Raw genomic sequence first — 12594 nt, 5'->3', positions numbered from 1 at the left:
GAAATAGTCGTTCTATGGCGCGAAAGAGCTCGAGCTTTGCTCAGCTACTTTCGCGTGAACTTGTCGATCTGGTCCCAGTCGGGGTTGACGCCGGTGCCGGGGCCTTCGGGGACGAAGACTTTACCGTCGCGGTACTCGATGTCGTTTTCGACGTAGGTTTCCTTCAGCAGCATGGGGCCGAAGAGCTCGGTGCCGTAGGTAACGGCAGGCGTTGAGGCGCAGAAGTGCAGGGAAGCGGCGGTGCCGAAGGGGCCTTCCAAGGAGGTGGCGCCGTGGCAGGCGAGACCGGCGGTCTCCGCGATGGCGGCGGTCTTTTTGGATTCGATGAGGCCGCCGAGCTTGGTGGTCTTAATGGCAACAACATCGGCAGCTTGTTTTTTGACCACGGCGAGCGCGTCAGCGGGGGAGCAGACCGACTCATCGGCCATGACGGGAACGCCAATGCGCTGGGTAATCTCACGCAGGGTATCGAGGTCATCGGCAGGGGTTGGCTGTTCAAACAGTTCCACGCCGGCTTCGGCGAGGACTGGCAGGAAGCGTAGGGAAGTTAGGCGGTCCCAGCGGGCGTTGATGTCGATGCGGAAGGAGACGCGGCCTTCGAGGGCATCGACAAGCTCTGCAATGCGGGAGACATCTGTTGCTGGATCGCCAGAGCCCATCTTTAACTTAAAGGACTGATGTCCATGCGAAGCAATGCGTTCTTCGACCTCAGCGACTGCTTGCTCTAGTGGCAAAACCCCCAATGCCCACGTGCAATCCAGGCTATCGCGGAACTTGCCGCCCAATAAGTCAGCGAGTGGGATGTTTAAGGAGCGCGCATAGGCATCGAAAAGCGCAATCTCTAATGCCGCTTTGGCAAAGCGCATATTGGCAACGTGGCGTTCCCAGTCGTGCACGATGCCGGAAATTTCTGAAGCCTTGCGTCCGATAGTGGCTGGTGTCAGGTACTTTTCGACGATAGCCTGCATGGTCTCTACCGTCTCACCGCCCCACCAGGCGCCACCCGGGACGACGCCTTCGCCGAATCCCGTCGCGCCGTCCGACAGCTTGACCTGTACTAATAAAATAGGTTGCTCGTTTGCGGTAAAGGTCGCGAACTTGTGCGGGCGGATTAGTGGAACATCTAATATTCGGGTCTCGATAGCTTCAATAATGGGTGCTGGCATGTAATTATGTGTCCTTTCATGACTAAAGCCTCGCCCCCACAGTAGCGTCCCGAAGCGCGTGAAAGCGGCGGTGACTAACGGTGGGAGCGAGGCGATAGAGCGGTTATTTAGCTGCTTGGATTAGTTTTCTTCTTTATCCAGTGCGAATGGGTAAACAACCTTGTTGGAGCCATCGTCCTGTGGCTGTGGGTCCAGAACGAGTTCTGGCTTGACTGCAGATGCAACGTCATCATCGAGGTGGCCGTCACCAACAAAGTAGAGCTGGGTGGTGATGGTGCGGTAGCCAGGGTGCTTGATGCGCAGGTGCAAGTGCGCTGGGCGCCAAGGGTGGCCATTGTAGGAATCAATGAACCAGCCAGTTGGGCCATCGTGAGGAATGCGGTAAGGGGCAGGCTGCAAGGTCTTGATGTTGTAGTTGCCCTCGTCGTCGGTGACGATGGTGCCGCGCAGGTTCCACTCTGGGATGTTTGGTGCGAACTGGGAGTAGTAGCCCTCCTCATCTGCGTGCCACAGCTCAACGGTAGCGCCACCGAGGCCGTTGCCGTCGATGTCGGTGACCTGGCCGGTGAAGTACAGCGCCTGTGCTTCGCGGTCCTTGTCACGCATGGGCATCTCGCACTCAGCTGGCAATTTAGGGGCGTTGTCTACGTAGTAAGGGCCCTCAATGGAACCCTGGGTGCCGGTGTAGCCCTTGCGGTCGTAGTTGGCCTTTTCCACCACGTGCTCGTAGAAGACGTCCAGCCACAATGGCCACTCGCCATTCTCGCCAACCTGAATCATCCACCACTTGACTACTTCGTACTCGTCGTAGGTGATCTGGTGCTTCAGGGTGATGTCTTCAAATGCCTTGAAGAGATCCTTGTAGATGGCTGCTGCGCGCTCAGGTGAGGTGTCCGCTTGTGGGGCACGCTCCTTTTTGAACTTATCGGTTGCAGCGGTACCGGATGCTTGCGCGGTTGCCGTTTCCAAAGCCATGGGAAAGCCTCCTTGTATAGACTCCGCTTTGTGCAAAAGCAAAGCCGAATGGGTTTGTGGGGTTGCAGCGAGTTGTACATCAGTGCGAGGGTGATGCTCCACAGTATCTCCCGCGTCGTCGTCGAAAAATTACTTGTGATGTGAACTGCTTGCTACTTAATACTGTGGCCTAGCGCATGGTGGAAGTCAATCGAAATTTGCTACCCAAAACCTTTAGTGCCGGAATTGCTCTCATTTTCGAGTATGTCAATGCAGGTCAGGCAACCTATTAGTGTGATTGTGCGGTAGACGCACGTCATGTACCTGGTAAACCCTAGGGCGCTACCTAGTGTTGTGGCTCGCTTAAATCCGTATGGTGAGTCGTACATCACGGATCGTGACTGCGAGAGATGCACGTTGGAATGCATCTTTCACGAATCGGTGAAAGCACAGATCGCACACCTGTTAGAGGGTGTAATTCCTTGGGGAATCCTTCAGGGAAGCGATAAGTCCCCATGGCTAAAATTCAAAGGAGCGTACACATGTCTGTACAAGCGCGCCGTAACTCGGTGGAAGAAACACTGGAAAACGCACTGGACTACCGCCCAGAAGACGGAGTCGTCCGTGTGAACCGCAAGGTGTTCACCGATGAAGAGCTTTTTGACCTGGAAATGCGCTACATCTTCGAAGGTAACTGGATTTTCCTTGCGCATGAGTCCCAGATTCCAAACGTTGGTGACTACTACACCACCAATATTGGCCGCCAGCCCATCGTGATCACCCGCTCCAAAGATGGTGAGCTCAACGCGCTGATTAATGCGTGTTCCCACCGTGGTGCCATGCTGTGCCGCCGCAAGACAGACAACCGCACCACCATCACCTGTCCTTTCCACGGCTGGACCTTCTCCAATGACGGTCGCCTGCTTAAGGTCAAGGACCAGGAAGATGGTGGATACCCAGAAAACTTCCGCACCGATGGCAGCCATGACCTGCGTCGCGTCCCACGCTTTGAAAGCTACCGCGGCTTCCTCTTTGGTTCGCTGAACCCAGATGTCGTGGAACTCGATGAGCACTTGGGTGACTCCCGCGCCATCTTGGACATGCTCATTGACCAGTCCCCGGAGGGCCTGGAAGTACTGCGTGGTTCGTCCACCTACACCTATGACGGCAACTGGAAGCTGCAGGCAGAAAACGGTGCCGATGGCTACCACGTTTCCTCCACCCACTGGAACTATGCAGCAACCACGTCTCGTCGTGACTCCGGTGAGTCCAAGAATGAAACCCGCGCAATGAGCGCTGGTGACTGGGGCAACCAGGGTGGCGGCTACTTCTCCTTCCCGAATGGCCACCTGATGCTGTGGAGCCAGTGGGCCAACCCAGAAGACCGCCCAGTCTATGACCGCTTGGATGAATTGGCTGAACTGCACGGTGAGGAGCGCGCCAACTTCATGGTTGGTGCATCCCGCAACCTGTGCCTGTACCCGAACGTGTACGTCATGGACCAGTTCTCCACCCAGATTCGTCGCCTTGAGCCCATCTCTGTGGATCAGACCAAGGTCACCATCTACTGCATCGCGCCAAAGGGCGAATCTGCAGAGAACCGGGCAAACCGCATCCGTCAGTACGAGGACTTCTTCAACGCAACCGGCATGGCAACCCCAGATGACCTGGAGGAATTCCGTTCTTGCCAAAAGACTTACCTGGCAACGTCATTCCCATGGAATGACATGACTCGTGGCCAGCACCAGCAGCAAAGCGGTCCTAACGAGTTGGCAACCAAGCTGCAGCTTAATGAAGTGCTGTCCTCTGGTGCTCGCACCGAGGATGAAGGTCTGTACCCAATCCAGCACGGATACTGGGAAGACGTCATGCGCCATGCGGTCAAGATGGATGCGTCCGTCAACAAGGACCTCGTTGATGCGAAGGCTGCATCGGAAGCATCGCGCGAATTCGCACTCGCTGCGGCAGCCAAGAAGGAAGCCGCGGAAGCAGCGGCTGCTGAAAAGGCTGCATCGGGAGCTGGTGCACCACGCCGTTCCCGTCGTTCCCGTCGTCGTTAATCCCCACTCGATATTTGTCCCAACCTTCTATATAAGGAGAGGTCCCCATGACGCAAGCACTTATGACCCAAGAAGTTACCCGTACGGAAGTCGAAGACTTCCTCTACTATCAGGCACGTTTGCTCGATGAGCGCCAGTTCGAAGAGTGGATCGAGTGCTTCACCGAAGACGCTGAGTACTGGATGCCAGCGTGGGATGATGACGGTGAACTCACCGAAGATCCCCAGTCTGAAATTTCACTGATTTACTACCCCAACCGCGCGGGCCTGGAAGACCGTATCTTCCGTATCCGCACGGAGCGTTCCTCCGCAACGTCCTTGCCGGATCCACGCACTGGCCACAACATCACCAACGTGGAAATCCTGGAGCGCCGCGAAAATGAAGTAGATATCCGCTTCAACTGGACTAACTACTACTACCGCTACGAAACCACCGATAACTACTTCGGTACCACCTTCGCTACCTTGGATTTCTCCACTGGTAAGCCGCTGTTTAAGAAGCAGCGCATCATTTTGCGCAATGACTTCATCCACCACATCGTCGATGTGTACATGGTCTAATTCCCAGACCGCATTCGATTTTTCGGATACCCGAATTTTTAAGGAGGGCATGAAAATGTCTACCAAAACTGAGCACAAGATTGCATTGGCCTTCGAAGACGGAATCACCAAGTTCATTCCGTGTGCAGAAGATCAGACCGTGGCAGATGCTGCATACCAGTCCAAGATCAATATTCCTTTTGACTGCCGTGATGGCGCCTGCGGTACCTGCAAGGCATTTTGTGAGTCTGGTGACTTCGACGAAGGCGAGTTCGTTGATGACGCAATGACCCAAGACGAGCTGGACAATGGTTTCTGCTTGCCATGCCAGTCCAAGCCACGCTCCGATATGGTCTTGCAGATTCGCACCACCTCCGTATTGGCTAAGACCGGTCCGGAAACCTTCAGTGCTGAGGTCACCAAGGTGGGCGCCTTGTCGGACACCGTCTTTGAGTTGGAGCTGGAAGTAGAAGACCGCGAGCGTTTGAACTTCCTGCCGGGACAGTACGTCAACATCACCGTCCCTGGCTCCACTGAGACCCGTTCCTACTCCTTTGCCACCGGCCCAGAGGTGGAGAAGATCGGGTTCCTCATCAAAAACACCCCGGATGGTTTGATGACCAACTGGCTGAAAGACGTCGCGAAGGTCGGCGACAAGCTGGAGTTTGAAGGACCTATGGGTTCCTTCTTCCTGCGCGAGCCACTGCAGCCAGTGCTGTTGCTGGCTGGCGGCACCGGCTTGGCACCAGTGATGTCCATTATGGAATCTTTGGCCAATGATGAGCTGCTGGATGTTCCAGTTCGCCTCATCTATGGCGCGAATACCAGCGAAGACCTGGTGCGTTTGGAAGAAATCGCCGCGTATAAGGATCGCATTGAGGACTTTGACTTCTTCACCGTGTTATCGCAAGAAGAAGGACATGAGCGCTGTGGCTTTGTCACCGATCACATGGATCCGACGGAGCACCTCGCCGATGGTGAAGCCGATTCCTACCTGTGCGGCCCACCACCAATGGTGGAGGCAGTACGCAAGTACTTCGACAGCCACGACACCCCACCGCTGAATTTCTACTATGAGAAGTTCAATGCCAACCAGCAGCCAGGTGCCGCTGAGGCGCAGGCAGAAACTGGTGAGCAGGTCGCGGAAAAGGCCGAGAGGGTTGCCGAAAAGGTGGGCGTATAGATGACGATGCCTGTAGGTGGCGCCGCCGATGAGCAGGGTATTTTTACCCCGCAGCGCTTCAAAGACCAAGTTGTTATTGTCACGGGTGCAGCCCAGGGCATTGGCTTTGCTGTAGCCCAGCGCATCGCGCGTGAAGATGGCACCGTGGTCTTGGTAGACCGCGCTGATTTGGTGCATGAGCGCGCAGAACAACTCGCTGGCACTGGTGCGGGTCAGACGTACTCCACCACCGCCGATCTGGAAACCTTTGCCGGAGCGCAGTCCGCCGTGGACTTCGCACTGGCCAAGGCCGGACGCGTAGATGTGCTGATTAATAACGTCGGCGGCACCATCTGGGCAAAACCCTACGAGCACTACACGCCAGAGGAGATCGAGAAGGAAATTAACCGTTCTCTCTTCCCCACGCTGTGGATGTGCCGGGCGGTATTGCCAGCGCTTATCGATGCCTACTCCGGCAAAAACACCACAGAGGCCGGCAGCCAGCAAGGTGTCATTGTTAATGTGTCATCGACGGCGACCGGTGGTATTAACCGTGTGCCTTATGCCGCTGCCAAGGGCGGAGTCAACGGTATTGTTTCTGCGCTCGCGCATGAAGCAGCGCACCATAATGTGCGCATCGTGGCTGCCGCACCAGGTGGCACGCTGGCTCCGGCGCGTGCGGTGCAGCGTGGGCCATTGCCTGACGATGAGCAGGAAAAGCAGTGGTACCAGCAAATTGTTGACCAAACCGTAGATTCTTCGTTGATGAAGCGCTATGGCACATTGGATGAACAGACTGCCCCCATCTGCTTTTTGGCATCGCGGGAAGCAAGCTATATCACCGGATCTGTTCTCCCCGTCTCGGGTGGTGACCAAGGCTAAGACCCGGTAAGCCCCTTTCAGGTCGCGCCAGGTCGCAACCTCCGAGTCCGTTTCGAGTAAAGAAAGTAGACAGGCTGCACAAGCTTCAATCAGTGAGGCTGGTGCAGCCTGTCATTTTGCATATGACGAGAGCGTTTTCCCCTAAGATGACTTCAATGGCCCCGACTAATTCCCACCGCAGCGGAATTGACCTGTCTTTGCTGGCCCGGCCAGAAATTCAAAAGGTGATGGCGGAGATCAATAGCTTGGCTCCGGGCAAGGGCCAGATCCTGGCGATCCATGGTGATCGCAGCATTGGTAAATCGTCGCTGGCACGCTCCATCTTGCGGAACTTGAGCGGATGGTCCGCCTATTCCATGTCGGCGACATCGGGCATGGACACCGCGGACTTAATCAACCGCATCAACTTGGTGTTGACTGAATCCGAAAGCGAAAACGCCCACGGCGAGGTGAACTCTGCCCCGCAGGCTCCGCAGGCTGCAGAAGATATCAACAGCGCATTGGATTCGATGGTGCACATAGTTGATGTGCCATTTTCTTCGACGTTGATTCACATCGATGATGCGCACCTGCTGGAAGAACCCACCGTCCAAGCATTGGGTGCGGCTTTAAGCACGCTGAAAGATGGCCGGTTTATCGCGTTGATGACGGGCGCTTCCAATGCTCCGTACTTGGCATATGCAGAAAGCACGGCGCAGATTACGCCGATGACGGCGGAAGAAATCCAAACTTTCGCGCTGTCCGATATTGGTGCCCGGGTTTCGGTGGATCTTGCAGAGCGTCTGCAGTCTATGACCGGTGGGTATTTGGGCAAAGTCCACGAGCTATTGACGGCCCTGCCGGCTGATGCCTGGCATAAACGCAATGTCACCGTCAAAGTCCCGCAGCGCTGGATCCAGCGCTGGGAAGAAAAATCCTGCGGACTCAGTGAAGAAACCCTCTTCGCACTCCAAGCTCTGGCTTGTGTGGATGAAGCGGCGACCTTGGATCTTCTCGAGAACATGGTCGGCACCGAAGGCGTGGACTGGGCTTTAGAATCTGCCATTAATGTCGGAATCGTCTCTGTAGTGGCGGGCGTGTTTCCGCCGGTGCTGGAATTTAGCGCCGTCGAAGATAAATACACCGTCGGGGCAACGGTAGGCCCAGCGCGGCGCCGAGCATTTCATAAAGGCGCGCACAAATACTACGAGGCGCGCGGGGATAAGGCCCAATCCCTGGTTCACCGGGCATTGGGTATGAGCACGCATGATAAGGCGATTGCCACAGAACTTGCAGAAGCCGCCGAGGGCTTGGGCAATGCGGGCCGGTGGAAAGAAGCCGCGGAATTCTACCGGTTGGCCTCGGAGTTAAGTTCAACGAAAGAACAACAGCGGCAGTACGAGCTCAGCCAGATGGAAGCGTTGGTATCTTCCTCCAATATTCGTGCTGTTGCAGATCGTGCCCGCACGCTCGATACCCACAAGCCTGATATGTGGCGTGATTCCTTATTGGGATATTTGGCTATTCACCAAGGACGCCGCAACGAGGCCCTTTCTCGGTTAGACAATGCGTTGCTCGATCACAGCGCCCCGAATCAGACTCGCGCGCAGCTTGCTAGCTACAAAGCCTTGGCGGAGATTGCCAATTGGAACTTGCCAGGGGTTATTGAAGCGGCAGAGGATGCTGCGAAATGGGGTGGGCCCACGTCAGAGCCTGCTTTATCAGCGGGCTATATTGCGACAGTCGCGGATTCTGCGATCAACGGTACGTACACGGAAATTCACCTTCAGCCAGGAGAATCTCCGGTACTGGCGCAGCGCCGACACATGGTGTCAGGCTGGATCAAACTTGCCAATGATGATCCTATTTCTGCCCGCCAGGAACTCCAGCAATTGCCGCGAGATGAAGGCTCCACGCGTATTGATCTGTGGCAACTAGCCTGGCTGGCCCGCGCAGAATTTTTACTAGGTGAGTGGGATGATGCCATTGCGACGGTAGAAAAAGGCCTATTCCAGGCTGACTACTATGGCATTGATCTGCTCAACCCATTGCTGTTGTGGACAGGCGCTATTATCTCGCAGCTGCGCGGTTCGTATTCGATGGCGGCAAACTACCGCAACCGCCTACTTATCGGCAATGACGCTTTTGTGATCCAGCGCGTACCCGCTGCGATTACGCGCATTGTTACTGGCCTGCGTGAGAACCAGATGTTGGAAGCAACCCGCGCTGCCGATCAACTCATTGCCATCGATAAAGAAACCAACATTAGCCAACCGGGCTATTGGCCGTGGCGTGACTTGGCGGTCAATGTCTTACTCAGCACCAAACGTTTAGACGAGGCCGATGAACTATTGTCCGAGGCAGAAGACGATGCCAAGAGGGTCAATAACTTTAGCCTGTATGCACGCCTAGTCCCCGAACGCGCGCACCAAGCCTTAGTGCTCGGCGAAACAGAACGCGGCGTGAAGTTATACGAAGAAGCCATCGAAATGATGTCCTCGACGCATATGCGTCCATACCAGGGCCGAACCCTTTTTGCTTTTGGCCAGGCATTGCGACGCTTGGGCCGGCGCAAGCATGCCGATGGCTACTTGGCCAGGGCAGCTGAGGTATATCAATCCATGGGTGCGCATGCCTATGTGGAAAAGATCAACCGCGAGCGTCGCGCAGGAGGCCTTGGACCACGGCAGGCATCAGCGTCGTCGTTGACTACCCAGGAACTAGAAGTCGCGCAGAATGCTGCCAGCGGTCTGACCAATAAAGAAATTGCCGCGCAGCTTTTCTTATCGCCGAAGACCGTGGAATTTCATCTCACGCGCATCTACCGCAAGCTGCAGATTCGTACGCGGACAGAATTACCGGCAGCGCTTGCGCAGGCACTGCGCGAATAACACAAGGCTCTGCCCTACGCCCTTCGTGAAGAAGGAAGTAGGGCAGAGCCTTTTCGGTTTTATTGAACCTGATAAGTACTAGCTAAAGTGCGTGCGCAGGGCGTCGGTGACTTCCTGCGGTGACTCGATGGTGGGCACGTGCGCGCCGGGCTTGATTTCCACGTAGGTGGATTCACCGCTGACTGCTTCCCCAATGCCTTTGAGCACCTCAGGTGGGGTAGAAGGGTCATCGGCGCCAGCAAGAACCAGCACGGGAACGGAAATCTTCGGGAGTTCATCCGCGAAGTCCCAGTCGGCGAGTGCTTCCGAGCAGGAGGCATAGCCTTCAGCAGGGGTAGTAGCAATCATCTCGCGATAAAACGCGGTCGATGCGGGATTGTCGGCCATCCATCCTTCTGAAAACCAGCGGCCAACCACGCCATCAGCCAAGGCAGCGGTGGAATCCGCGCGCACCGTCCGTGCGCGTTCATGCCAGGATTCTGGGGTGCCAAACTTCGGCGCCGTGCACAACAGGGCAGCCGAGGTGACCTTGGAATCATTTGCCGCCAAGTACTGCGCCACGGCACCGCCCAGGGAAAGCCCGACTACGCCATAGGTATCAACGCCGAGCTGAGCGATGGTCTCTTGCACGTCCTGGGCTAAATCTGCCACCGATGCTGGTCCTTCCACCACTGGGGACCCGCCGTGACCGCGGTGGTCGACGGCGATGACGCGGAAAACATCGGAAAGCGCATCGAGCTGCGGCAACCACATATCCAGCGTGGAGCCAATCGAGCCAATAAAGACCAAAGTATCCTGTGGCTGTTCGCTCGTGCGAGGACCGTATTCAACAAAGTGTAACTGTGCCATGTGTTTTAACCTTCCTTTTCTACAACCGCTGCCATGCCCTGGCCACCACCGATGCACATGGTGGCCAGGCCCAAGCTGCCACCTTCACGCTTTAAGCGGTGCGCCAACGTCACCAACATGCGAGCGCCCGTAGCGCCGACGGGGTGGCCTAAGGAAATGCCAGAGCCCCAGGTGTTGAGGCGGGAATCATCCCAGTTCAAGTCCCATTCTTCCAAGACTGCTAGAGCCTGAGCAGCGAAAGCCTCATTGAGCTCAATGGCATCCAGGTCATCCAAGCTGACACCGGTGCGCTCCAATGCCTTTTTAGTAGCAGGAACCGGGCCGACGCCCATGGTCTCCGGTGCAACACCAGCAACCGCCCAGCCCTTTAGGCTCAGCATAGGGCTAAGGCCCAGTTCAGCCGCCTTTTTGCGAGTGGTGACAATCATGGCTGCGGCGCCATCGTTTTGTGAGGATGCATTTCCTGCGGTCACCGTTGCTTCATCATCCTGCTTGCCGCGAATGGTGCGCAGGTTGGCGAGCTTTTCCGGGGTTGAGCCTTCACGAGGGCCTTCATCGGCGGTGACCACGGTTGGTTCCTGACCGCGCTTTTTCGCTGGCACAGTGATCGGCACGATCTCTTCTTCAAACCAGTTTTCTGCCTGTGCCTTCAGTGCGCGCTCGTGGGATGCGGCAGCCATCTGATCCTGCGCTTCGCGGGTGAGCTTGTACTCGCGGCGAACGTTCTCAGCCGTTTCAATCATGCCGCCAGGAATTGGGTGCTTCTTGCCGCCCGCGGTCTCACGTGCTTCGGCCAAACGGTCGCGCAGCTGCATGTCGCCACCTTTTACACCCCAGCGAATGGCACCGTCCACGGTGTATTCGGTGCGTGACATGGATTCCGCGCCACCAGCGATAATGAGGTCAGCGGCGCCCACAGCAACGTGGGCCGCTGCAGTCATCACTGCCTGCAGTCCCGAACCACAACGACGATCGAGCTGCATACCAGGTACTTCTTTACCCAACGCCGAGTTCAGCGCAACGATGCGACCTAAAGCTGGTGCCGCGCCATTGGGGCTTGCCTGTCCCAAAATGATGTCATCGACATCCTGCGCGCCGAGTCCAGTGCGCTCCACGATGGCATCAACGACGGTCGTGGCCAGATCTTCTACGGCGATATCGCGGAAGACACCGCCGTAGCGCCCGACTGGTGTGCGCAGCGGAGAGCAAAAGACAATGTCATTATCGTTGTGGTTGGTCATTAAATACTCCTTATATATAGGTACAAAAAGTCAAAAGGGAAACGCAGGGCTTTTTAGGTACTGGCCATATGCAGATCCCGCGAGATTTCATCTGCGGTAGCCAGCAGTACTGGCAGATAGTTGCTGGTCAACTCATGAACAGAACTCACCGCGGATTGGGTGGAGATGTTGATCGCTGCGACGATCTTGCCGTCAGCATCAAAAATGGGGGCCGCCAGCGAGCGCAACCCCAGCTCTAGTTCCTGGTCTACCAGTGACCAGCCTTGGTTGCGGACGGCGATAATTTCTGCGAATAGTTGCTCCTTATCGGTCAGTGATCGCGGCGTCAGCCCGTGCTCTAGCGGAACAGAATCTAAGAAGCTGCGAATATCTGCATCAGGCATCCCGGATAAGATCACGCGCCCCATCGATGTGGAATGCGCGGGAAAGCGCGTGCCGATGGTGATGTTGACCGTCATAATCTTGCGCACCGCCACGCGGGAGACGTAGTGGATATCGGTGCCATCCAGCACTGACATCGAGCAGGATTCACCCACCTGCGCGGATAAACCTTCTAGCCGCGGCTGTGCCAAGGCGGGCAGGTTCAGCGCGGATAGGTAGCTATATCCCAATTCCATCACCCTGGGGGTTAAAGAGAACTGGCCGTCATTGTTTACGGCATAGCCTTCTTCCACCAAGGTGTGCAAGAAGCGGCGAGCAGCTGCGCGGGACAGGCCCGTTGCGGCAGCGACCTGCGACAGTGTTTGTGACGGTGCCGTGGCATCAAACGAGCGAATCACCATGAGACCACGGGCAAAGGACTGCACAAAGTCACTTGAGGGACTAACCATAATTCTCTCCTTCAAAAGCCCGTAGCGTACGCCCTGCGAAC

General features: G+C 56.3%; 10 protein-coding genes. 5 read left to right on the top strand and 5 right to left on the bottom strand.

What is annotated here, in order from left to right; all coding sequences use genetic code 11:
• Window positions 1–44 precede the first annotated feature (44 nt).
• Both CAMM_RS12415 and catA read right to left on the bottom strand, forming a co-directional pair.
• Window positions 45–1166, bottom strand: coding sequence for a muconate/chloromuconate family cycloisomerase (locus CAMM_RS12415; RefSeq protein WP_003846929.1), 1122 nt, complete (start codon window positions 1164–1166; stop codon window positions 45–47).
• A gap of 120 nt (window positions 1167–1286) precedes the next feature.
• The gene (gene catA, locus CAMM_RS12410) at window positions 1287–2141 is read right to left on the bottom strand and encodes a catechol 1,2-dioxygenase (RefSeq protein ID WP_003846928.1); all 855 of its coding nucleotides are present in this window, start codon (window positions 2139–2141) and stop codon (window positions 1287–1289) included.
• Between the two features lie 521 nt (window positions 2142–2662).
• On the opposite strand from catA, the gene benA reads away from it, so the two are divergent.
• From benA to CAMM_RS12385, 5 genes are all read left to right on the top strand, one after another.
• Entirely contained in the window at window positions 2663–4180 is a 1518-nt protein-coding gene (gene benA, locus CAMM_RS12405; RefSeq protein WP_040355201.1) for a benzoate 1,2-dioxygenase large subunit, read from the top strand.
• 47 nt (window positions 4181–4227) lie between these two features.
• On the top strand, window positions 4228–4740 hold the full coding sequence (benB, locus tag CAMM_RS12400) for a benzoate 1,2-dioxygenase small subunit (RefSeq protein ID WP_003846924.1): 513 nt from the start codon (window positions 4228–4230) through the stop codon (window positions 4738–4740).
• Window positions 4741–4795: 55 nt separating this feature from the next.
• Window positions 4796–5902, top strand: coding sequence for a benzoate 1,2-dioxygenase electron transfer component BenC (gene benC / locus CAMM_RS12395; protein ID WP_040355270.1), 1107 nt, complete (start codon window positions 4796–4798; stop codon window positions 5900–5902).
• Window positions 5903–6763 carry a 1,6-dihydroxycyclohexa-2,4-diene-1-carboxylate dehydrogenase gene (locus tag CAMM_RS12390; RefSeq protein ID WP_003846920.1) on the top strand — a complete coding sequence of 287 codons (861 nt, stop codon included), beginning with the start codon at window positions 5903–5905 and terminating at the stop codon, window positions 6761–6763.
• Window positions 6764–6918: 155 nt separating this feature from the next.
• Window positions 6919–9633 (top strand): helix-turn-helix transcriptional regulator, encoded by a 2715-nt coding sequence (locus CAMM_RS12385; protein WP_040355198.1) that lies wholly within the window; start codon window positions 6919–6921, stop codon window positions 9631–9633.
• Window positions 9634–9711: 78 nt separating this feature from the next.
• On the opposite strand, the gene pcaD is transcribed toward CAMM_RS12385, so the two are convergent.
• The 3 genes from pcaD to CAMM_RS12370 are packed head-to-tail and all read right to left on the bottom strand — an operon-like array spanning window position 9712 to window position 12553.
• Window positions 9712–10482: a 3-oxoadipate enol-lactonase gene (gene pcaD / locus CAMM_RS12380; protein ID WP_003846916.1), complete on the bottom strand. Its 771-nt coding sequence runs from the start codon at window positions 10480–10482 to the stop codon at window positions 9712–9714.
• A gap of 5 nt (window positions 10483–10487) precedes the next feature.
• Window positions 10488–11723 carry an acetyl-CoA C-acetyltransferase gene (locus CAMM_RS12375; protein ID WP_003846915.1) on the bottom strand — a complete coding sequence of 412 codons (1236 nt, stop codon included), beginning with the start codon at window positions 11721–11723 and terminating at the stop codon, window positions 10488–10490.
• A 53-nt stretch (window positions 11724–11776) separates the two neighbouring features.
• Window positions 11777–12553, bottom strand: a complete 777-nt coding sequence (locus tag CAMM_RS12370; protein WP_003846914.1) for an IclR family transcriptional regulator domain-containing protein — start codon at window positions 12551–12553, stop codon at window positions 11777–11779.
• Window positions 12554–12594 lie beyond the last annotated feature (41 nt).

It is taken from the genome of Corynebacterium ammoniagenes DSM 20306, from assembly GCF_001941425.1.
GTDB classification, from domain to species: Bacteria; Actinomycetota; Actinomycetes; order Mycobacteriales; family Mycobacteriaceae; genus Corynebacterium; species Corynebacterium ammoniagenes.
This window is presented reverse-complemented; position numbering and strand designations above follow the sequence as displayed.